The sequence below is a fragment of the Anaerolineales bacterium genome (genome assembly GCA_016928575.1).
In the GTDB taxonomy this organism is placed as follows: Bacteria; Chloroflexota; Anaerolineae; order Anaerolineales; family RBG-16-64-43; genus JAFGKK01.
The window spans coordinates 66,125-88,654 of record JAFGKK010000012.1 but is presented as its reverse complement, the minus strand read 5'-3'; the positions used below and the strand labels follow the sequence as shown (position 1 = coordinate 88,654).

20 protein-coding genes are annotated in these 22,530 nt (G+C 62.7%); 11 read left to right on the top strand and 9 right to left on the bottom strand.

The genetic code is table 11. The annotated features are described in order from the left end of the window. Positions 1–265 precede the first annotated feature (265 nt). From JW929_02025 to JW929_01975, 11 genes are all read left to right on the top strand, one after another. Positions 266–1,315, top strand: coding sequence for a LacI family DNA-binding transcriptional regulator (locus JW929_02025; protein MBN1438162.1), 1,050 nt, complete (start codon positions 266–268; stop codon positions 1,313–1,315). A gap of 166 nt (positions 1,316–1,481) precedes the next feature. Further along, a complete protein-coding gene (locus JW929_02020; GenBank protein MBN1438161.1) occupies positions 1,482–3,455 on the top strand; it encodes an ABC transporter substrate-binding protein in 1,974 nt (657 codons plus the stop codon). Between the two features lie 122 nt (positions 3,456–3,577). Continuing rightward, positions 3,578–4,585 (top strand): ABC transporter permease, encoded by a 1,008-nt coding sequence (locus JW929_02015; GenBank protein ID MBN1438160.1) that lies wholly within the window; start codon positions 3,578–3,580, stop codon positions 4,583–4,585. Positions 4,586–4,599: 14 nt separating this feature from the next. After that, positions 4,600–5,451, top strand: a complete 852-nt coding sequence (locus JW929_02010) for an ABC transporter permease (GenBank protein ID MBN1438159.1) — start codon at positions 4,600–4,602, stop codon at positions 5,449–5,451. A 13-nt stretch (positions 5,452–5,464) separates the two neighbouring features. After that, complete coding sequence (locus tag JW929_02005) at positions 5,465–6,556, top strand: ABC transporter ATP-binding protein (protein MBN1438158.1); 1,092 nt, start codon at positions 5,465–5,467, stop codon at positions 6,554–6,556. Further along, entirely contained in the window at positions 6,540–7,505 is a 966-nt protein-coding gene (locus JW929_02000) for an ABC transporter ATP-binding protein (GenBank protein ID MBN1438157.1), read from the top strand. Before JW929_02005 ends, JW929_02000 begins: the two co-directional genes overlap by 17 nt. A 989-nt stretch (positions 7,506–8,494) precedes the next feature. After that, a complete protein-coding gene (gene mvaD / locus JW929_01995; protein ID MBN1438156.1) occupies positions 8,495–9,487 on the top strand; it encodes a diphosphomevalonate decarboxylase in 993 nt (330 codons plus the stop codon). A 177-nt stretch (positions 9,488–9,664) separates the two neighbouring features. Then, on the top strand, positions 9,665–10,732 hold the full coding sequence (locus tag JW929_01990; GenBank protein MBN1438155.1) for a site-2 protease family protein: 1,068 nt from the start codon (positions 9,665–9,667) through the stop codon (positions 10,730–10,732). 15 nt (positions 10,733–10,747) lie between these two features. Then, a complete protein-coding gene (locus JW929_01985) occupies positions 10,748–11,776 on the top strand; it encodes a HEAT repeat domain-containing protein (GenBank protein ID MBN1438154.1) in 1,029 nt (342 codons plus the stop codon). Positions 11,777–11,846: 70 nt separating this feature from the next. Next, the gene (locus tag JW929_01980; GenBank protein MBN1438153.1) at positions 11,847–13,049 is read left to right on the top strand and encodes a hypothetical protein; all 1,203 of its coding nucleotides are present in this window, start codon (positions 11,847–11,849) and stop codon (positions 13,047–13,049) included. Beyond that, complete coding sequence (locus JW929_01975; protein ID MBN1438152.1) at positions 13,046–13,324, top strand: acylphosphatase; 279 nt, start codon at positions 13,046–13,048, stop codon at positions 13,322–13,324. The genes JW929_01980 and JW929_01975 overlap by 4 nt, the downstream gene beginning before the upstream one ends. A 93-nt stretch (positions 13,325–13,417) precedes the next feature. Here JW929_01975 and radC read toward each other — a convergent pair whose 3' ends face one another. The 9 genes from radC to mreC all read right to left on the bottom strand — a co-directional run bounded on the left by radC (position 13,418) and on the right by mreC (position 22,505). Further along, positions 13,418–14,125 carry a DNA repair protein RadC gene (gene radC / locus JW929_01970; GenBank protein MBN1438151.1) on the bottom strand — a complete coding sequence of 236 codons (708 nt, stop codon included), beginning with the start codon at positions 14,123–14,125 and terminating at the stop codon, positions 13,418–13,420. 321 nt (positions 14,126–14,446) lie between these two features. After that, positions 14,447–15,928 (bottom strand): glutamate--tRNA ligase, encoded by a 1,482-nt coding sequence (locus JW929_01965; protein ID MBN1438150.1) that lies wholly within the window; start codon positions 15,926–15,928, stop codon positions 14,447–14,449. After that, positions 15,928–17,028 (bottom strand): rod shape-determining protein RodA, encoded by a 1,101-nt coding sequence (locus JW929_01960; GenBank protein ID MBN1438149.1) that lies wholly within the window; start codon positions 17,026–17,028, stop codon positions 15,928–15,930. Before JW929_01960 ends, JW929_01965 begins: the two co-directional genes overlap by 1 nt. 6 nt (positions 17,029–17,034) lie before the next feature. After that, complete coding sequence (gene minE / locus JW929_01955) at positions 17,035–17,310, bottom strand: cell division topological specificity factor MinE (protein ID MBN1438148.1); 276 nt, start codon at positions 17,308–17,310, stop codon at positions 17,035–17,037. Next, complete coding sequence (gene minD, locus JW929_01950) at positions 17,307–18,113, bottom strand: septum site-determining protein MinD (GenBank protein ID MBN1438147.1); 807 nt, start codon at positions 18,111–18,113, stop codon at positions 17,307–17,309. Before minD ends, minE begins: the two co-directional genes overlap by 4 nt. 70 nt (positions 18,114–18,183) lie before the next feature. Next, the gene (minC, locus tag JW929_01945) at positions 18,184–18,873 is read right to left on the bottom strand and encodes a septum site-determining protein MinC (GenBank protein ID MBN1438146.1); all 690 of its coding nucleotides are present in this window, start codon (positions 18,871–18,873) and stop codon (positions 18,184–18,186) included. 162 nt (positions 18,874–19,035) lie between these two features. Next, positions 19,036–21,153 (bottom strand): penicillin-binding protein 2, encoded by a 2,118-nt coding sequence (gene mrdA, locus JW929_01940; GenBank protein ID MBN1438145.1) that lies wholly within the window; start codon positions 21,151–21,153, stop codon positions 19,036–19,038. After that, complete coding sequence (gene mreD / locus JW929_01935; GenBank protein ID MBN1438144.1) at positions 21,150–21,653, bottom strand: rod shape-determining protein MreD; 504 nt, start codon at positions 21,651–21,653, stop codon at positions 21,150–21,152. Before mreD ends, mrdA begins: the two co-directional genes overlap by 4 nt. 9 nt (positions 21,654–21,662) lie before the next feature. Beyond that, positions 21,663–22,505, bottom strand: coding sequence for a rod shape-determining protein MreC (gene mreC, locus JW929_01930; protein ID MBN1438143.1), 843 nt, complete (start codon positions 22,503–22,505; stop codon positions 21,663–21,665). Positions 22,506–22,530 lie beyond the last annotated feature (25 nt).

The following is a 22,530-nucleotide window of genomic DNA, read 5'->3' as shown; positions in this document are numbered from 1 at the left end:
GTACAATCTCGTCGCTGATGATGGAGGGTTGGTATGGGGCGGCCGGATTACACCGGAATCGGTGGCCGAATTGACCGGAATTTGCACTAATATAATCCTTCAAAAAAAGCCTCAAAACCGTATTTTTTACCCGTGCGATTGTGAGGAGGGAAGACTTCCACCCCGCTTGTGTTTTTTGGGTGATCAGACGCAAGAAACCTTATTGACATAACCCCGCATTGCTGAGATAATTGCTGTAACGTTTCCGGAAACAATACCAGAAACGATGCCCAAGGTTGCCATTAAGAGAAGTCCCAAGGCAGTCACTATCCGAGAAGTAGCCAAGGAGGCCGGTGTTTCGGTCTCCACTGTTTCGCGGGTCCTGAACGGAAAAGATGACATTTCCGAGAAGACTGTCAAAAAGGTCTTGGCTGTCGTCCAAGAATTGGGATACGCCTCCAGCTTGGCCGCGCGCGGGATGCGCAGCCATAGAACGAACGTTATCGGCCTGATCATGCCGAACGTCGCTTTGTATTATTCCCAGGAAATCCTGCGCGGCGTAAACCGAGCGATCACCAAACTCGATACGAACCTAATTATTTACACCAGCGGCGTGGTGGACAAGGAAAACATCGCCCGGCACGAGCGTTCCTACGTGGCGCTGTTGAACGGCGGCATCACCGACGGGGCGGTTGTGGTGACGCCGATGGCGACCCAGTTCACCACCAACGCCCCGCTGGTGATCATCGACCCGAACACCGAAACCCCCGACCACCCCTCGATCGTCGCGACAAACCGGGAAGGCGCCCTGGAGGCGATGAAGTACCTGGCCGGTTTGGGCCATCGCCGCATCGGCCACATCACCGGCAACATGGAGCAGGTCATCTCGAACGAACGCCTGCTGGGGTACAAGGAAGGGTTGTGCGCGGCGGGCATACCGCTCAACCAGGATTGGATTGAGATCGGCGACTATACCGCCGAAACGGCCGTGGACTGCGCCCGCCGGCTGCTTTCCCTGCCCGAGCGTCCGACGGCGATATTCGCCGCCAACGATTTGGCGGCGATGGGCGTGTACCAGGTCGCCGGTGAGCTGGGTCTGCGGATCCCGGCGGATTTATCGGTTATCGGATATGATAATCTGCACGAAACGGCTTACCTCAACCCGCCGCTGACCACCGTCGACCAATTCATCGAACAGATGGGCGCCGTCGCGACCGAAATGCTTGCCAAGCTGGTAAACGGGGAACCCCTGCCGGCCAATCCGGCCGGGGAAAGCAACTTGTATAAAATCCCCACCCGGCTGGTCATCCGGAATTCCTGCGCCGCGCCGCCGTGATCTTTTCCGGGCGGACCAACGTGGCGCCAACCGGAAGGAGTAGGTAATGGCAAAAACGAAAGGAGGCGGCCTATTGTAAAAAGCATCACCTTTCACCATAGATCTGATCTTGCACTTCGTCACGCAAACTGTTCAGATACTCCAGGAGGAAGGAATGTCCCAAAAAATGAATCGCCGAAAGTTTATGAAGCTGCTCACCGCCGGCACCGGCGGCGCGGCGCTGCTCGTTTCCTGCAAGCCGAGCGACACCACCCCCGAAGTCGTTGTCCAGACCCAGGAAGTCATCAAAGAGGTCACGCCCACCGTCGAGAAGCTGGATATGGCCGACGTGCTGGGCACGTTCCCCCGCAGCGAAACCATCATCAACGACATCCTGACCGGCCGCTGCGGCTCGCCCAACAACTTCAACGAGTGGGTGGGCTGGAAGAACCGCGACCGCGGCACACAGACCCTGGCCAACGAGCCCCTGTGGTCAGTCGACTTCGCCACCGGCGAAATCGTCAACGGCCTGGCCGACGGCGATCCGAAGTACAACGCCGATTTCACCACCTGCGAAATTCCCCTGCGCCAAGGCGTTCTGTGGGACGACGGCGAACCCTTCACCGCTGCGGATGTCGTCTTCACGGTCGAAACCCTGTTGTCGGACGCAACGTGGAGCGGCAACGGCTTCATGACGCAAAACGTCAAATCCGTGACCGCCAAGGACGATTACACGGTCGTCTTCGAGTTGGCGATCTCCAACTCGCGCTTCCACACCAACTTCCTCGACCGCTGGGGCTGCACGTGGATCATGCCCAAGCATGTCTTTGAGAATGTGGAAGACAAAATCAACTTCCCGTTCAATCCGTTCGTCGGCTGCGGCCCCTACAAACTGCACAGCTTCGACGAAGCCGGCTTCTGGACCGCTTGGGTGAAGCGCGACGACTGGGATAAATCCCCAGCCGGCATGATGTACGGCGAGCCCAAACCGAAGTACATCATCTATCAGAACTTCGCCAACGAGGGCGCCAAGATCCTCGCCCAGCTGACCCATCAGGCGGATTACCTGAACCTGTCCTCGGACGGGCTCAAAGCCGTCCTGGCCCAATCCAAGAGCTCGCGCGGCTACCAGCCCACCTTCCCGTGGGTGGTCAACAACGACCCCTGCATCACCGGGATCACCTTCAACACCGCGCGCGCGCCGTACGACAACGTCGACGTCCGCTGGGCTCTCCTGCTGGCGATCGACATCGTCACCTATGCCGGCACGGCGGTCGACGGCTCCGGCACGCTGAGCCCGGTCCACGTCCCGCACTTGGGCGCTTACCCCAAGGACTACATCGCCCCGATGCAGGATTGGCTCAAGGCCTTCACCATCGACGTGGGCGGCGGGGAAACCTTCGCGCCCTACGATGCGGATGCGCCGAAGCGCATCGCCGAGTACGCCAAGGGCCGCGGCTACGTCTTCCCCGAGGATCAGGAATTCACGGATAAGACGTTCGGCCTGGGCTGGTACAAGTACGCCCCCGACGTCGCCGAGAAGCTGCTGGTCAAGAACGGCTTCTCGAAGAATGCGGACGGCAAGTGGTTGCTGCCCGACGGCAGCCCGTGGAAGATCAAGTTCGTCTGCGCCGTCGACACCACCACCCACGCCACCCGCAACGGGATGGGCGCGGTTCAGGAATGGAGAAAGTTCGGCATCGACGCCGAGTTGTTCCCGACCGACGCCTCCGCCAACCTCAACGGCATCGGCGACTTCGACGTCTCGGGCAACTGGCCGGCGCAGGAACCCTGGGGCGCTGGTCCCGACCTGTACCGGACGCTCAACTTCTACAACCGAGATTACATCAAGCCGGTCGGCCAACTCACCCCCAGCCATCCCTCGCGCTGGTGCTCGGATGCCTTGATGGACATCATCAAGGAACTGCGCGAGACCGATCCGGCCGATTCCGCGGCCGTCATCGCCGTCGGCACCAAAGGCCTGCAGGAACTGGTCAAGAATATGCCCGGCGTCCCGACCTACGGGTACACCGGCTTCCTGGCCTGGGATACGACCTACTGGACCAACTGGCCGGGCAGCGAGAACGCCTACACCCAGCCGTATCCGCACTGGGGCCCCTACAAGTATCAAACTCCGTTCTTGGAGCCGACCGGGGCTTAACTCCCGCCCGATCTTAGTAGAACGCTGAACCACACGGTTGGTGTGAGAAGCGCAAGCTTCTCACACCAACCGGCTTTGAGCATCCGCAGGATGTCGCGGAGAAAACGAGCGAGGAATTCGAAGTGAACTTCCTAAAACGCTATCTCATCCCCAGGCTGGTGCAATACATATTGGTGATTTTTCTAGGAATCACCGCCGTGTTCATCATCCCGCGGCTCTTGCCCAACGATCCCGTCGCCGCGATGATCGGGGTGATGCAAGCCCGCGGCGCGCAAATGGAGCCGGGGGCGATGGAAGTGGCCATCAACGCTTTGAAGGAAATGTACGGGCTGGAAGGTTCCTGGTGGGAGCAGTATGTCGCCTTTTGGAGCAGGCTGTTCCGGGGCGATTTCGGGGTTTCCTTCTTCCAGTTCCCGACCACGGTCAACCAGATGGTCGCGCGGGCCATGCCGTGGACCCTCGGATTGCTGCTCATCTCAACGGCCATCAACTGGACCCTGGGCAACATCGTCGGCGGGCTGGCCGGATATTATTCCCGCCGGCGCTGGTCGCGCCTGCTCGACGCCATCGCCATGGTCATCCGCCCGCAGCCGTATTACATCTTTGCCTTTATGCTGCTCCTCGTGTTCGGATATTTCATTCCGTGGTTCCCGGTTGCCGGCGGCACCGACCTGGGCCGCAAGCTGGTGTTCAACTGGGTCACCATCCAGGATATCCTCCACCATTCGTTTTTGCCGGCGATGTCGATGATCGTCCTCGGCGCCGCGATCAACTTCCAAACCATGAAGCTGATCGTGCAGAACGTCAACGCCGAAAATTTCGTCCAATACGCCAAGCTGGGCGGGGTGACGGAAAGCCGGATCGTGGGCAAGTACGTGATCCGCAACGCCGTGATGCCCCAGATCACCGGCCTGGCCCTTTCCCTCGGACAGATCTTCAGCGGCGCCCTGATCACCGAGATCGTGTTTTCCTATCCCGGCCTGGGCACGCTGATCTACAATGCGATCGTGAACGGCGACTACAACCTGATCATGGGCATCACAGTCTATTCCATCCTCGGCATCACCACGATGATGCTCGCCCTGGACCTGCTGTATCCGCTGTTTGATCCGCGCGTACGGTACACCTAAGGAGTGCGGCTGCCGTGAAAATCCTCCGCGATCTTTTCAAGGATTACCGCTTTACCTTGAGTTTCAGCGTCTTGCTCATTCTGCTGGCTCTGGCGATTGTCGCCCATTTCTCCCCCGACGACCCCGCCCTGACCGGCGCGGTCCCCCGCGACCTGAAGCCCTCGGCGGAATATTGGCTGGGCACCGACTCGAAGGGCCAGGACATCTTCTGGCAGGCGGCCTTCGCCGTCCGCAACTCGCTGATCATCTCGGTCATCGCCGGACTGCTTTCCCGCATCATCGCCATCCTGGTGGGCATGGTCGCGGGCTACGTGGGCGGAATGACCGACCGGGTGCTGATGTTCATCAGCGACAGCCTGCTGGTCATCCCGCTGCTCCTGATCCTGATCATGATGGCGATGCTGCTCCGCGAGTACATGAACCTGCTCATCCTGGCGCTTCTGCTGGCGGTGTTCGGGTGGGCCTGGGACGCGCGCGTCATCCGCTCGGTGATCCTTAGCCTGCGCGAACGCGAGTTCACCCAGACGGCGATCCTCTCGGGTACCGGGACCGTGGAGTTGGTGTGGAAGGAATACATGCCCTTCACCATGCCGCTGGTGTTTTCGACTCTGATCAACAACATGGCTTGGGCGATCGGATTGGAAATGACCCTCGCCATCCTCGGGTTGATGAACGTCAACATCCCCACTCTGGGCACGATGCTCAACTGGGCCCTCGCCTACCAGGCGATCCTGCTCGGCCGCTGGTGGTGGATCCTGACCCCGGTGGTCCTGTCGGTGTTCCTGTTCGTCGCCCTGTATTGGCTTTCGGTCAGCATCAGCGAATACCTCGATCCGCGGACCCGCACCCAGCGGGTCGGAACGTAGAAGAGAATCAACCATGGCAGATACCCATCCCGCAATCCTGCGCACCGACCAGCTCAAGACGTACTACGTCCTGGACATGCTCGGCAAGCAGAAGATCGTCAAAGCCGTGAACGGCGTGGACTTAAACATTACGGAAAACGAAATCTACGGCATCGCGGGGGAAAGCGGCTGCGGAAAAACCACGCTGTTGAAGGCGCTGTTCACCGACATCATCCCGCCCCTGCGCCTGATCGGCGGCAAGGTCTATTACCGGGTCGACGGAAAGGGGGAAATCGACGCCACGGCGCTGAGCCAGGAGGAAAAGCGCAAACTGCGATTGGTGTACATCTCCAACATCCCCCAGGGCTCGATGAGCGTCCTCAACCCGGTGTTGAGGATCCGGGAGACCTATAAGGATTTCATCGCCAGCCACTTTGTGTCGGAAGTCCGCGTGCCCATCCGCAAGCCGATGAACGAATCGTTCGAGAGTTACCTCGCCGATCAGTTCAGCGGGCAGAGCCACGAAGACATTTTCGAACAGGCCCGCAAACAGATCATCGAGTTCGGCCTGCCCAAAAACGTCCTCGACGTCTATCCTCACCAGCTTTCGGGCGGCATGCGCCAGCGCGTGACGATCGCCCTGGCGGCGCTGATGAAGCCGCGGATCATGATCGGCGACGAACCCACCACGGCGCTGGACGTGGTCGTCCAGCGCGGCGTGATCCAGATGCTGAAAGATATCCAGAAAAGACTAAAGAACACAATCGTCGTCGTGACCCACGACATGGGCGTGCAGGCCAACCTCGCCGACCGGATCGGAATCATGTACGCCGGAAAGATCGTGGAAGAATCGACTTCGGAGCGGATCTTCGCCAAGCCGCAGCATCCGTATACGCAATTCCTGATCGATTCCCTCCCCAAACTCGGCGACAAATCCATCCGCAGCAGCGTGCCCGGAAGCCCGCCTTCCCTGGCGGACCTGCCGGACGGCTGCCCCTTCCACCCGCGCTGCCCGAAGGTGATGGATGTCTGCCGCCGGACGATGCCGGGCTTTTCGTATCCGAGTGAAAACCACAAGGTGGCTTGCTGGCTATTTGGAGAAGGTGAGCATGGAAAAGCTGCTTGAGGTCAAAGAATTAACCAAACAGTACTTCCAAGGCAACCTGATCGCCCGGATCAAACTGGTCGCCGCGGATCATGTCAGCTTCCACATCAAACCGGCGGAGATTTTCACCCTGGCCGGCGAAAGCGGCTGCGGCAAAACCACCACGGCCAAAGTCATCCTCGGATTTGAGGAGGCCACCTCCGGGACGATCCTGCACGACGGAAAACCGCAAAAAAGGAAGGAGAAGGTCTGGAGAACCCAGGGGATCCAGGCGATCTTCCAGGATCCCTTCTGCACCTTCAACCCGCTGCGGACGGTGGATTCCTACTTCCACGAAACCGTCCGCAACTACCGGCTGGCAAAAACCAAGAAGGCCGCGGTGGAGTGGATCGACGCCAAACTGCGCCTGGTGGGCTTGACCTACCAGGAATTCGCCGGTAAATACCCGAGCGAGTTTTCCGGCGGACAGCTCCAGAGGATTTCGATCGCCCGCGCGCTGGTGACGGACCCGAAACTGATCATCGCCGACGAGCCGGTGTCGATGGTCGACGCCTCCCTGCGGATGTCGATCGTCAACCTGTTCAAGAAGCTCAAGGACGAATTGGGGGTGAGCATCCTCTACATCACCCACGACCTGGCGACGGCCTACTACATCGGCGAGCGCATCGCCATCATGTTCCGCGGAAACATCGTGGAAATGGGGACGGTGGAGCAGGTCCTGATGAACCCCAAGCATCCCTATTCGAAGCTTTTGCGCGATTCCATCCCCCAGGCGGACCCCAAAAAGCGCTGGTCATCGCCGGTAAAACTTACCGAATTGGAGCAGGAAGAGTACCTGCGCAAGGGCTGCAAATTCGCGGGCCGCTGTCCGGACGCGACGGATAAATGCAAGAGCGTGGTGCCGCGCGACGTGTATTTTGACGGCGTACTCGTAAAATGCCATAAGTATGCCGACGAATCGCAAAACTAGGCCCTTCGGTCTAGCAAAGCGGCTGAAAAAAAAGACTCCCTGAAGCGGGAGTCTTTTTTTACCAGCTTCCAAAGCCGCTGCCTATGGCAGAAAATACCCTGAAAAGGTTCTACCATGGGAGTGGGAATATTTGTCTTGATAGAAAAAAACGAAAAATAAGCCAAGGTATTCGCCTTGAAGGATCCGGGGGAAAAAAATACTTCCTTACGCACACGGTTCGATCACCCTCCCGCCTGGGTTCCGTCATTTCAGGGAAAGGCTCTTCTCCCCTCCTCCCATAGGGAGGGGGGAGGTGAAATTGGGGGGATTGAAACCGCGGAGACTGTTCCTCCATCGGAATACAAATTCGAAAAGCAGAACCGGTAGGAGCGCGCCCCCGGCCTCGCCCGGCAGACTGTCCTGAATCCTGAAAAGACGAAGGAAAAGCCTGCCCCGTTTTCTACATTAAGAATCAGAAGGGGAAAACGGGGCCTGCCCCGTTTTCTACATTAAGAATCAGAAGAGGAAAACGGGGCCTGCCCCGTTTTCTACATAAAGAATCAGAAGGGGAAAACGGGGCCTGCCCCGTTTTCTACATAAAGAATCAGAAGGGGAAAACGGGGCTTGCACCCGACCTGAACGCCGGGGCGGGCTCGCACCGCGGGGGCCGGGGCGGGGCTTCGAGGTGCAGTGTTCTCAAGCCTGCCCCGTTGTGAACGTAGACGGGGCCGCCGCCTCTGGCGGCGGTGATTGAGTCGCTTAGGCAGGCGGCGGCGCATGTTCGCCGGCGAAGGATCCTCCTCCATGCCGAGTCGGACGCCGAGAAGCGGAATTCGAAGCCTCCGCCAGGCCGTCGGCAAGGAGGACCGAAAGGCGGATTTCAGGAATGGGCGTTCATATTCACCGGTTTGTCTGGAACGCGGGGACGACAAGGCGCCTGCTTGCAGGATTTTAAACCAACGAACGCCTTGGAAGATGGGTTCCGGCGGCGGGGAAGGGAATTCGTCCGCATGGTACACTATTCCATGATGTGTTACGCAACCGCCGTCGCTCATCCCAACATCGCCTTCATCAAATACTGGGGCAACCGCGACGACGCCCTGCGCCTGCCCGCCGGCGGCTCAATCTCGATGAACCTCGCCGGCATCGAGACGCGCACCTCCGTCGCCTTCGATCCGCTAATCGCCGAGGACGAATTCATCCTGGATCGGAAGCCGCAATCCGGGATCGCGCTCGACCGCGTGTCGGATCATCTCGCTCTGCTGCGCGCCAGGGCGGGGATGACCTGGAAGGCGCGCGTCAGCAGTGCTAACAATTTCCCCCTCGGAGCCGGGATCGCCTCCTCGGCCTCCGGATTCGCCGCCCTGACCGCCGCGGCGGCGGCCGCCTTGGGTTTAAGGCTCTCTGAACGGGAGCTTACCGTCCTGGCTCGGCGCGGATCCGGATCAGCCAGCCGATCCATCCCCGGCGGCTTTGTCGAATGGCGTGCGGCGGACGCCGACGAAGAATCGTACGCGGAAAGCATCGCCCCGCCGGAACACTGGGCGCTCGTCGATCTGATCGCCGTCCTCGATCCCGCCCCCAAGAAGGTCGGTTCGGCCGAGGGCAACCGCTTGGCGCGGACCAGCCCCCTGCAGGCGGAGCGCGTGGCGGATTCCCCGCGGCGCCTGGAGATCTGCCGCCGGGCGATCCGAATGCGTGACTTCCCCGCCCTGGCGGAGATTTCCGAGGAAGACACCGGACGGATGATTGAAGTGATGCGGACTTCCGTGCCTGCCCTGGATTATCAAACCCCGGCCACCGCGGACCTGATGCAGTCAGTTCGGCGTTGGCGCGCGGAGGGCCTGCCCGCGGCCTATTCGGTCGACGCCGGCCCGAACGTGCATTGCCTCTGCCCGGAGGAATCCTCGGCCGAGGTGGAATGCCGTCTGCGGGAGCATCCGGCCGTGCGGCAAATCCTGCGGGCCCGCCCGGGACGGGGCGCGAGGGTGATTTCCAGTTGATTCTCTTTCCTGCTTAAAGCCTTCCCTGCCAAGCGCACGTCCCCTTTTTGCTCCCGCCAGACCTGGCAAAGATTACCCTTGCATGAAACCCAATGGAGGGACCAAGGGGATGAGGCGGAATGGAATTCCTCCGACTGATATAATCCTTTCCGGAGACGAGGACGGAAAGGCATCGAGATGGAACTCTTCGGAAATATTCTGGATTGGGCGCTGGCCCTGTTTCTGTTCGGGACTCTCCTCTTCATCCACGAACTGGGCCATTTTGTGATGTGCCGCCTGACGAAGGTCAAGGTGGAGGAGTTCGGATTCGGGTTTCCCCCGCGATTGCTCAAGCTGTTCGCTTGGCAGGGGACCGACTTCACGTTGAATTGGATCCCTTTCGGCGCGTTCGTCCGGCCGGCAGGGGAAGACGACCCGAGCGTCGAAGGCGGATTGGCCGCCGCCCGCAAGCGGGTGCGCGTGCTGGTGCTCATCGGCGGGGTGCTGATGAACGCGCTGGCGGCCGTGCTGGCCTACACGGTTTCCTTTAAGATCGCCTACCCCGATTCCGTCGTCATCGAATCCGTCGTGCCGGATACCCCCTCGGCCCTGGCCGGTTTCCTCCCCGGGGATGTTGTCCTCTCCATCGACCAAAACCGCATCCAGCGCAGCGTGGAAGTGACGGATTACATCTACGCCCACCGGGGAGAGCCGGTGCGGATCCGGGTGTTGCGGGATGGGGACGAAATGGAGATCGCGGTCGTTCCGCGCCTGGAGGCGGACACGCCCGAGAACCAAGGCCCGACGGGGATCTTGCTGCTCCAGCTTTACACCGACGACCACAGTTGGCTCGAAGCCTTCGCCGAAGGGGCGGTGACGATCAAGAACCAAGTTCTGCTCATCCTCCAGCTTCCGTCGATGATCCTGCGCGGCCAGTTCAACGCCGCCACCGACCGGCCGGTGGGGCCGCTCGGCATCCTCGACGTGACCGAGCAGATCGTCGGCGCGGCCCGCGAAACCAACCGCTGGGTGATGATCCTCCACTGGATCGGGCTGATCAACTTGGCGCTGGCGATCGGCAACATCCTGCCGATCCCGGCCTTCGACGGCGGCCGGCTGGTGTTCGTCCTGCTGGAGGCGGTCCGCGGCAAGCGGGTCGATCCGGAAAAGGAGCGGATGGTCCACGGCTATTCGCTGTTGGTCCTCATCCTCCTGATGGCGTTCATCACCTACCTGGACCTGTTCTTCCCGGTGATGCCCCGCTGAGGGAGCGCGCGGCGGATGTCGGAGCACAAGCTGTTCGATGCGGCGATGGTCATCCTCGAGGGGATGACCGGCGATTCCCGGACCGCGAAAAGCAAGCCGAAGGGGGAATCCCGGGCGTGCTTCCCGCTCGACTGGCTCACCGACCTCGGCCGGGAGCAGGCCGCGGCTTTCGCGCGCTGCTGGCGGCGGTTGCCGATCGACGCCCGCCGTGATCTGATTGGCCGGATGGAGGAAGAGGCGCGCAAGAATTTCGAATTGGATTTTCTGGCCGTCGCCCGCATCGCCCTGGACGATCCGGATCCTGAAGTGCGGGTGCACGCCATCCGCGCCTTTTGGGAGTGCGGCGATCTCAAGTTGGTCGACCGTTTCCTGCAGTTTATTGAGAAGGATCCGCAAGCGGTGGTCCGAGCCGGGGCGGCCGCGGCGCTGGGCGCCTTTGTCGAGCGCTCCGAGCTTGAAGAGATCCCCGCGTTAATCGGAGAACGGATCACCGCTCGGCTGATCGCGGTGATCCGCGGATCGGACGAACTGGAAGTCCGCCGCTGCGCGGTCGAATCGGTCGGGTATTCCTCGAATCCACAGGTGCGGGCGATCCTCGAGAACGCGCACGCGCACGCCGAGGAACGGATGCGCGCCAGCGCGCTGACGGCCATGGGCCGCTCGGCGGATCCTTCCTTCGCCGATATCGTCGCCGCGGAGCTGCGCAGTCCTTCGCCCGTCCTGCGGGCGGAGGCGGCGCGCGCCGCCGGCTTGCTGGACCTGAAGCGCTCCGTACCTCAGCTGATCGAACTGCTCGAGGATGTCGACCCCGCCGTGCGCGGGTGCGCCGTCGACTCGCTCGGGGAAATCGGAGGCGAAAAAGCCCGCACCGCTCTGGAAAAGATGCAGAAGGAAGCGGCCGGCGCCGAATGGGATCGGATCGAAGCGGCGCTGGAGAACGCCGAATTCCAGGATTCGCTCGGCGCCCTTCCCCTGCTCGACCTCGATGGCGGGGAAGAGGAAGAAGACGACCAGGAAGACGAGGATGACGGGGAAGGGGAGTGAATTCCCCTGCGTCCGGCTTCCGCATCTCCATTCCGCGCCGAGGTTCCTCCGCCGCGCGCGGTAAGCGACGATGCACGGACTGATCCTCGCCGCGCTTTTCCTCCCCCTCGGTTTCGGATCCCCAACCGCACGTTCCGGCGGACAGGCGATCGAAGCCGATCCCGGCAGCATCACCCTTCAAGGGGGCGCCCGGTTCACGGCGCGGATCCTCGCGTCCGAAGGATTGCGCGATTGCCGGCTGATCTTGGCGGCCGGGACTTCGCGCTACGCGCTCCCGCCGGCAGTGACCGAAATCCCCGATGGATATTCCCTGGTTGTCGAAGACGCGTCCCTGACCGGGGCGCTGTTCCCTTTTTCCTTCGTGAAATATTGGTGGGAGGCGGAACTGGAGGACGGAATCTCGCTCTCGTCCGATACGCAATCCGTCCAATTCCTCGACGACCGGTTTGCCTGGTTCCGGCGCGCGGACCGCAGGGTTGGCGTGGCGTGGGTGGAGGGAGACGAACAGGCGGCGGAGGACGCCGCTGACCTGGCCCTGCTGGCGCTGGGGACCATCGCCGCGGATCTTGAAGCGCCCATCCCGGAGCGAATCGAATTGTACATCTACCCGCGGCTTGCAGATCTGACCTCGGCGATGGCCGGGCGGTTGCACGGCTGGGAGGGCGGCGTGTCGGATCCGGGGTCGGGCGTCATCCTGCTGGCCGCCGCGCCCGGAGCCGAGGGCCGTCAGGCGTTGGCCGTCCTCGTCCCGCACGAGGTCGCGCATCTGCTGATCGGCGCACGATGGGCGGAGGCTGAATCCCTTCTTCCGTGCTGGTTGGTGGAGGGCACGGCGGCTTCCTACGAGATGGCGGCGCGGCCCGAAGCGGACCGCGCCCTGCGAGCGGCCGTGGAGCAAGGCGGCTTGATTCCCATCCGGACTTTGTGCGGCGCGTTCCCCTCGGAGGAAAGCGCGGCGCTGTTGGCCTATGCGGAGAGCAAATCCTTTGTCGTTTTTTTGCGGGATACGTACGGATGGCCGGCTCTGCGCCGGGTTTTTTCGGCGTATGCCGCGGGCGCGGAATGCGGGGAGGGGACGGAGGCGGCGGGGGCGGCGCTTGAGCAATTGGAATCCGAGTGGATCCGGCGGTTGACGGACACCCCTGCCAAACTTCCGGACACTTGGATCCTGGTGCTGGCCGGCGCGGCGGCGCTGGCTGTCCTGCTGGCTGTCCAATCGCTGATCCGCCGCGAAAAAGGCACCACCCGTAAGGGGAGGGAGGAAGCCGGATGAACGAAAAGGAGCGCCTGCATGCGCAAGTGTACGGCGAAGTGCAGGGAGTCGGGTTTCGGGCGTTCGTCGTCCGTCGCGCCATGACCTGCGGAGTGACCGGCTGGGTGCGCAACCGCTGGGATGGTAGCGTGGAGTTGACGGCCGAGGGCCCGCGCCCGGCGCTGGAATCCTTGATGGCGGACGTCCGGCAAGGGCCCTCCGCCTCGGTGGTGGAGCGGGTGGAGGCGGAGTGGGGGCCGGCGACGGGGGAGTTTCGAATCTTCGGCGTGCGGTGATTTAAAAGACCTATCACCGCAAAGGCGCAAAAAGCGCCATGGAAATTATTGCATAAACCTTACCGCCTTTTGCGTCTTGGCGATGAGACGGTTTTACGCTTTCCCGAATCCCAGCCCCTGTTCGCGCATCGAGACGAACCGCCCGCGGCCGATGACGATGTGGTCCAGCACCGGGATGTCGAGCAGGCGCCCCGCTTCGATGAGATTCCGCGTCACCGCCAGATCCTCCGGGCTCGGCGACGGATCGCCGCTGGGGTGGTTGTGGGCCACGATCATCCCCGCCGCGTTCGCGCGGATCGCTTCGCGGAACACCTCGCCGGTGCGGATCAGCGAGGTGGTCAGCGAACCGCGGTAGACCTCGTGCACGCGGATCAGGCGGTTGCGCGCGTCGAGCAGGATCGTTCGCAGGTGTTCCTGCTCCAACCCGGCCATCTCGTATTGCAGCAGGGCGGCCGCCGCGGCGGGCGAGGAAACGGTCGGCGCCTCTTCAGCCTCGGATACCGCGATCCGCCGCCCGAGTTCGACCGCGGCGAGAATCAGCGACGCCTTCGAAGGACCGATCGAGGGAACCGCGCACAGATCGGAATGGTGCGCCCTTCGCAGTCCGAGAATGCCTCCGGTTTTCTGCAGCAGCGATTGCGCGGACTGCAAGGCGCTGTGTCCGCGCCCGCCGGTCCGCAGGAGGATAGCAATCAGTTCGGCAGTGGACAGCGCTTGCGGCCCGCTGGCCGCCATGCGTTCCCGCGGCCGCTCCTCGGCGGGCAGGTCCCGGATGAGGTTGGTTGTCGTCAATTGGTCCATGAGAAATCCCCCTTCAAAATCGGAAATATTGTACCTTGTTTTCAAAATACCTACTCAGGCTGCCTATTTCCGTGCAAAAAAAGGTTTTCCGGCGTGTTTGGTTTTATTTGTCATCCCGACGTGGTTGCAGCCGGGATCCAGGGCTTGTCATCCCGGCGTGGTTGCAGCCGGGATCCAGTGGCTCGTCATCCCGGTGTGGTTGTAGCCGGGATCCAAAAGTTTTGTGATTCTGGATGCCGGCTGGGTACACCCCCGGCGAAGAACGCGCCGAGGACGGGCGCCGGCATGACGATCAAGACCATGTCCATACGGGGCATGTATTCACATTTTCCTTAGCGTCGCTTCCGCCTTCTCCATCCGGGCCAGGAAAACCTCGCGTCCGACGATCTCCATGCTGGAAAAGAGCGGCGGGCTGACCGCCTGGCCGGTGATCGCCGCGCGCATCATCCCAAACAGCATGCCCGGCTTCTGCCCGAGCTTCCCGGCCAGCGCCCGCAATTCCTCCTCCGCCGCGGCCGGATCGAACCCGGGCCTCGCCGCAAGCACTTCGCGCGCGGCGCGCAACGCATCCGCCGATTGCGCCGGGGTCAACCCCTTGCCGATGAGTTCCTGCGGGTCGGGCGAAACATCCTCGCGGAAAAAAAAGCCGCCCATGGCGGTAGCGTCGTCGAGGGTGACGATCCGCACCTGCAGGACGGCGGCCACCTTGGGCAGTTCCGCGTCGTCGACGGTGAAGCCGGCCTTCTCGAACACCGGCTTGAGCCGCGTGGCAAGATCCTCGATCGCCAGCCGACGGATGTGGGTGCCGTTGAAGTGGTCCGCCTTCTCGAAGTTGATCGCCGCCGGTGAGGGATTGAGGTGCCGGAAGTCGAACCGTTTGACCATCTCCTTCAATGTGAAGACGTCCTCGGCCTCGTCGAACGAGGCGCCCATCAGCGCGATCCAGTTCAGCACGCCCTCCGGGATGTAGCCCATCTCCTTCAGGTCGCGGACGAAGATGCTGTAGCCTTCGGTCATCGCCTGGGCGCTGTCGCGCTTGCTCATCTTGCCCTTGCCGGAAGGTTTGAGGAAGACTGAAAGGTGGCACCAAACCGGCTCCCGCCAGCCGAAGGCGCGCACCACCAGCGCGTGCAGGGGCAGGGTGGAAAGCCATTCCGAACCGCGAATGACGTGCGAAACGGCCATGCGGTGGTCGTCGACCATCGCCGCCAGGTGGTACAGCGCCAGGGTGTCGGATTTAACCAGGATGAAATCGTCGAGGGTTTTATTTTCGACCGTGATCTCGCCCCGCAGCGCGTCGGCGACGGTGGTCGCGCCCTCCTTGGGGGTCTTGAAGCGGATTACGTGAGGTTCTCCGGCGGCGACGCGCTTGGCGGCTTCCTCCGGATCCAGACGGCGGCAGGCGCCGTCGTAGAGGGGCTGTTCCTTCCGCGCCCGTTGCTGCTCGCGCAGCCGGGCGATCCGCTCGGGGGTGCAGAAGCAGGGATAGGCCCGGCCGTTCTCGACCAATTGGCGGGCGTGGTCCAGGTAGATCTGCTTGGCGTCGGATTGGCGGTAAGGCGCGCACGGCCCGCCGACGTCGGGGCCCTCGTCCCAATTCAGCCCCAGCCAGCGCAGGCCTTCGATGATCTCCTCCTCCGCGCCGGCGACGAAGCGTTTGCGGTCAGTGTCCTCGATCCGCAAAATGAAGCGGCCGCCGACTTTGCGCGCCAAAAGGTAGTTGTAGAGCGCCGTGCGGGCGCTGCCGATGTGCAGGCGGCCGGTGGGGGAGGGCGCGAAGCGGACGGTGACGGGCGGAATCATCAGAATTCAATATCCTTCCGGTAGAGTATCGTGCTTTCCACCAGGCCGATTCCGAGCAGGACCGACCACAGCGAGCTGCCGCCGGAACTGATGAAGGGCAGGGGCAATCCGGCCACGGGCAGCAGGTTGAGATTCATCCCGATGTTGAAGGCGGCCTGGTAAAAGATCAGCGTCGCCACGCCGTATCCGATCAGCGCGCCGTACGTATCCCGCGCCCGCCGCGCCGCCAGCAGGCAGCGGTAGACCACGAACCCCAGCACGACGAAGAGCGCCAGGTTGCCGACCAATCCGTATTCGCTGGAAATCACCGAAAAGATGAAATCGGTGTGCCGCACCTTGAGAAACCGCAGTTGGACTTGGCTGCTCACCGCGTACCCCTGGCCGAACAGGCCGCCGGACCCGATGGCGATCTTGGATTGTTCGATGTTGTAGGCGTTTTCGGGGTCCGCGTCCGGTTTGATGAACAAGGCCAGACGCTGCAATTGGTAGGGCTCCATCAGGTTGAAGGCCAGCGCCAGGAAGGGCAGGATCAGGGCCGCTACGCCGAGGACGGCGATGAAGCGCGGCGGCATCCCCGCGGCGAAGGCCATCGCCGCCCATAAGACCATCGTCAGAATCGCCGTCGAGAGGTCCGGCTCGCGCAAAATCACCACCGCCGGAATGGCGGCCAGGACCAGCGTGCGCAGCAGGCCGGACCAGGTCTGCAACCGCTCCTCGTTGCGGGCGATGTCGTCGGCCAGGATGATGATCAGCGATATTTTCGCCACTTCCGAAGGCTGGATCGTGATCCCGCCGACCCGGATCCAGCGCGTCGCGCCGAAGGATTCGGTGCCGGTCAGTTCGACGTAGAACAACAGCAGGAGGATTCCCAGGAACAGCAGCCGCGAGACGCTGCGCCAAAAATGGTAGTCAATCAGGGTCGCCCCTAGCAGGATCACCAGTCCGATGGCCGCGAAGGTCGCCTGGCGTTGGGCGCTGTCGGCGAGGGAGGCGTTGTCGGCCACCGCCGAGCGGATCTCGACGATTCCGAACAATACCAGGAGCGCCGCCCCGCCCAGGAGGTAGAAGTCGAAATGGCGCCAGCGCCGCCAGTCGAACATCGGCCCTCAGCCCACCCGTTTGCGCCGCGCGGAAACCGGGAGGGGGATGTCGGCCTTGAGGTGTTGTTCCCGCCCCTCGGACAACAGGCTGACCTGGACCGAATCGGGATCCAGGTCGATGTGCTCGGAGAGCACGCGGATGATGTCGTTCTTGATTTTTTCAAGCATCCCCGGCCCGATGTCGCTCCGATCGTGATTGAGGACGACGATCAGCCGCTCCTTGGCCGCCTTCGCGCTGGAGCGTTCGCCGCGCCCGGTGAACCGGTCGAACAGGCCGCTCATGATGCACCTGCCCCGTGGAGCAGCTTGGAGAGCCGTTTGCGCAGGGTCTCCGCGCCGTCGAGCGGCGGGAAGGGGACCTGCTCGCCCATCAGCCGTTGGGCGATGTCGCGGAACGCCTGACCGGCTTTGCTCTTCGGATCAAGCGCGGCCGGATTTCCGCGGTTGGTCGCGATCAGCACCGTCTCGTCCTCGGGAATCATGCCGATCAACTCGACGGCCAGGATCTCCAAGACGTCCGCGGTGTCGAGCATGTCGCCCCGTTCCACCAGCTCCGGTTTGATCCGGTTGATGATCAGCTTTCCCGGCCCCTTTTCCTCGGCTTCCAGCAGACCGATGATCCGGTCGGCGTCGCGCACCGCTGAGACCTCCGGGTTGGTGACGATCAGCGCGGTGTCGGTGGCCGCGATCGCGTTGCGGAATCCGCGTTCGATCCCGGCCGGGCTGTCGATCAGCACCCAATCCATCTCCGGCCGCAATTCGTCGCACAGCCGGACCATGTCGCTGGGGGAGACCGAGGTTTTGTCGCGCGTCTGCGCGGCCGGGATCAGGTACAGTTCGGGGAGGCGCTTGTCTTTGATCATCGCCTGCCGCAGGCGGGCGCGCCCTTCGATCACGTCCACCAGATCGTAGACGATCCGGTTCTCCAGCCCCATGACGACGTCAAGGTTGCGCAGGCCGATGTCGCTGTCGATGCACACCACTTTCTGGCCGAGCGAGGCCAGCGCAACTCCGATGTTGGCGGTGGCGGTGGTCTTGCCCACGCCGCCCTTTCCCGAGGTGATGGTGAGTACCTTGGCCGTCATGCGTTCTCCTCAGATCAGGATCTCGCGAGGCCGGCGCGGCTTCCAAAGCCGCGCCGGCCTCCGGTAACCGTCACGCTTTCCCGGATTTCGTTTTGTCCTTCGGCGACCACGGTTCCGCCACCAATTGCCCTTCGCGCAGAAAAGCCGTCTCGGGCTGGGGTTTCCCGCGGCGCGGCGGGGAGGTGGCGACGTGGGCGCCGATCCGCAGCTGCATCGGGCTGAGGTCCATCGCGCAAACCACGGAGCGTTCGTCGCCCCGCGCCCCGGCGTGCACCGTCCCGCGCAGGCGCCCCCACACGACGACGCTGCCCCCGGCGAAGATTTCCGCGCCCGGATTGACGTCTCCCAGCACCACCACATGTCCGGGGAAGTGGATGCTGTTGCCGGAGCGCAGGGTCTGCTGAAGAAGGATCGCCTCCGAACCCTGCAGTTCCGTCTCGAACGGGGCTTCCCGCGCTTCGCGTTTGGGAAGCGCGGTTTCGATCCCGAGGCTTCGGGCGGCCTGCCGAGTGGCTTCGCTTCCGGAGAGCACCGTTTTCAGGCTCATCCCGCGGTCCGCCAGAGCGCCGCGCAATCCGGCCAGGTCGGCCGCATGCAGGTCGTAGCCTTCCAATTGCAGGATGGCCTTGGCGCCGGAGAAAAAATCCGGCTTGGAATCCAGATGTTCCAGGAGGGAGGGGAATGCTTCTTCCCAATTCCCCTCAGGAAGGGTGATCAGGAGGCCTTCGTGGATGCCCTTGACGCTGACGGATACCGGCATGGTTGTTCGTTAATTACCGTTCGGTTGTCCCATCGGGAATGATTATAGCACGCGATGCTCGCGGTTAAGACCGCGAATTTTACGGATTCGGAAAACCGATTCCACGGATCTTTGTATCCGTGCCCTCCGCGTTTTTTTTCCATCCGCGCAGCCCGCGGTTAATCACCCGCCCCGCTCGAGGTCGGCTTGCTTGAGCGAGAAATACACCTTCAACACGTCGCGGACGACCGGCCCGGCGGTGACCGCGCCCTCGCCGCCGTCGTACACGAACGCCACCACCACGATCTCCGGATTCTCGTAGGGGCCGTAGGCGCCGTACCAGGCGTGCGTCGGCCAGGCTTCGCGCTTGCACAAGTTGCGGGATTGGGCGATGTCGTCGCAGTATTCGGCCGTGCCGGTCTTCCCCGCGGTGGGGATGTTCTCGACCTGCGCGTAATCCGCGGCGGTTCCTTCCGTCACCGCCATGCGCATCCCCTGCTGCACCGCTTGAAGCACCCACGGCTCGATGTTCACGTCGTACGGAGCGGTGATCACCCCGTCGGCCAAGTCGTAGAGCATCACCGGCCCGGGCGCGGTGACCGGGTTTCCGTATCCGTCTTGAAAGTATTCCGCTATTTCATAGCCTTCCTCGTCTATGTACCGCCGTTTCACGAAGTCCGTAATCGTGTTTCCTTCCCCGTCCAGGTACTCTTTGATCAGCGTCGGCTTCATCACCTTCCCGCCGGCGGCGATCGCGGCGAAGGATTCGGCCACCTGCAGGGGCGTGGCGTCCACGTAGCCCTGGCCGATGGTGGCGATGTAGGTGTCGCCGGTGGCCCAGTTCTCGCCCTGGTTGATTCGTTTCCAGTCCGGATCCGGAATCAACCCGGGGCGTTCGCCGTAAAGCTCGATCCCGAGCGGCCGGTCGTAGCCCAGCGCCTCGGCGTATTGTTTAATTCCTTCGATCCCCAGGCCCTTGGCCACGCCGCCCGGGCCGCTGTAGCCGGCGCCCAGGTTGTAGAAGTAAATGTCGCAGGATAAAGCCAGCCCGCGGAGAAAGGTGATCTCGCCGTGCCCGGTCCGGTCGTAACAGTAGAAGAGCATCTCGCGCCCGGGGTCGGTGGGGTGGAATTTTTGCGTGACGGTGATCGTCCCGCGGCAGGTCACGGGGGTGTCGAGCGAGACGATGCCTTCGTTCAACGCGCCAACGGCGGTGGCGAGTTTGAACACCGAACCCGGCGGGTAGGTGCCGGAGATGGCGTGGTTCAACAGCGGATTGCTGATGTCGGCCGCCAGTTGGCTGTAGTATTCGAACGGAATGGCGCGCGAGAAGCGCTGGTTGTCGTAGGTTGGCGTCGACACCATGGCGAGGATCTCGCCGGTGTTCGGGTTCATCGCGATCACCACCCCGCTGGCCATCGGACTGCGCAGATACTCAGGCTTTTTGGCCCGGGTTTCTTCGATCTGTTTTTCCAATATCTCCGTGGCGGCCTGCTGCAGCCGCGAGTCGATCGTCAGTTTGATGTTGAGGCCGGGGACCGCCGCGGTCGGCGCCTCCAGCAGGCGGATCTTCTTCCCCGCGGCGTCCACCTCCCACAATTCGCTGCCGTATTCCCCGGCCAGCACGTTCTGCATGAAGGCTTCGACCCCGGCGTAGCCGATCTTGTCGCGGTCCAGGTTATATCCGCGCGGTTTGTAGATGTCGGCCAGCTCCGCCGGAATCCGGCCCATGTAGCCGACAAGGTGCGCGGTGTAGCGGCCGTTCGGGTAATCCCGCACCGCGGAAACCTCCACCCCCACGCCGGGCAGGTCGGCCGCCCGTTCGAGAATGATTTTGGCGACGGTCGGATCGGCATCGCAGGCGATCTTCACGGCGTAGTAGGGGGCAAGATCGATCCACTCGTCCATCAGGTCGGCGATTCCGCGGCCCGGCGCGCATTCCTGGGAGGGGACGGATCCCGGCACGCGGATCGGCACGCCGGTCAGTTGCGACAGCTTGCGGTAGAGGGTTTCAATCTCCGCGGCGCTGTAGGGCAGGAGGGCTGGAGTGAGGGTGATGTTATAGGCGGGCGTGTTGCGCGCCAGGAGCAGTCCGTTGCGGTCGTAGACCACCCCGCGCGAGGAGGGGACGTAGACCAATTGCGTGCGGTTGTCCTCCGCCAAAGCGCCGTAATAATCGCCCAGAATCACCTGCATTTGAATCAGCCGCAGGGAGAAAATCGCGAAAATCACCAGCATCCCCGCCAGGAAAAACCGGATCCGCCCCGGGGCCACGCGGTTGTCGCCGAGCGAGGATCTCATTCTCCCTCCTCCGTCAGCGCCGGCGCGCCGATGACGTGCAGCCGCCGCAGCGCAAGGTAAACCGGAACGGAGAAGAGGGTGTTGAGGAATGCGGCGGGCAGGGTGACGTACATCAGCAGGTAGCCGATGTCGAGGCCCCGGCCGGAAAGGGTCAGGAGTGCGATCGAGGCCAGGTGGGCGAGGAGCGTGCCGAAGATGGCGATCGCCATCACGACGACCGGGCTGTGGGTGCGCAGCCGCCCGTGCAATTGGCCGATGCAAAAGGCGGAAAACAGGAAGGCGATCGAGGTGACACCGAACGGGCCGCCGGTGAAGAGGTCCGCGAAGCAGCCCGCCGCCACCGCCCAGGCCAGACTCTCCTCCGGACGCAGCAGGCTCCAGCACAACACCGTCACCAGCAACAGGTCGAGATTGCCGTCCAAAAGGAAAACCTGACGGAACAGCGAGGTCTGCAGGATGGACAGCACGGCCAGCAGCGGAACGGCGATCCACCAAATCATCGGCCGGCCCTACAGGGTGCTTTCCAACAGCGGATCGACGTATACCGGCTCGAAGTTGGTGATGATTAGGACCATCTCCAAGCGGGAGAAATCGCTGCGCGGTTCGATGATCGCGGTTTGGTAGAGCTCGTAATCGCGGCGGCGAACGCTGACCACCCGGCCGATCAGGATTTCCGGCGGAAAGCCGCCGCCCAATCCGGAGGTCACAATGGTTTCGCCGACGGTTACGGTGATGTCTTGGGAGAGGTAAAGCAGTTCCAGGTCGCCCGTCTGGCGGCCGACCAGGATCCCTTCCGCGCGGCTTTCCTGGATCCGCGCGTTGACCGCCGAATTGGGATCGGTGATGAGCTGCAGTTTGGAAGCCGTGGCGCTGACTTCCATGATCCGGCCCACCAAGCCGTTTTCATTCACCACCGGCATTCCCCGCCGGACCCCGGCGTCGGATCCCCGGTCGAGGATCAGATATTGGAGGAAGGGGCTGGTGTCGCGCCCGATCACGTTCGCCGCCAGGTATCGGTTTTCCGGCGCTTGGGCCGCCGCGCCGAGCAGCGCCCGCAGGGCGTCGACTTCGGCGGCCTGATCGCGCAGGGTGACCACTTCCGCCTCCAATTGGGCGACGCGTTCCTCCAACTGGCTGTTCTTTTGGATCAGCTCCTGCAGGTTGCGCGGCGCGGTCAGAAAATCGCGGATGTTGAAGAAGGCGGTCGAGATCGAGCGCTGGACGCCGGTCACCGCCCGGAAGGCCAGATCCCGCACCGGGTCCACCATCCCGGCTTGGCCGATCAGCACCAGGCCGAGCGAGGCGAGCAGCAGCGCGCCGGCCAGCATGAGACGTCTTCGTGGATTATGCATGGGATTTTCGGAGGGGAGCCATCAC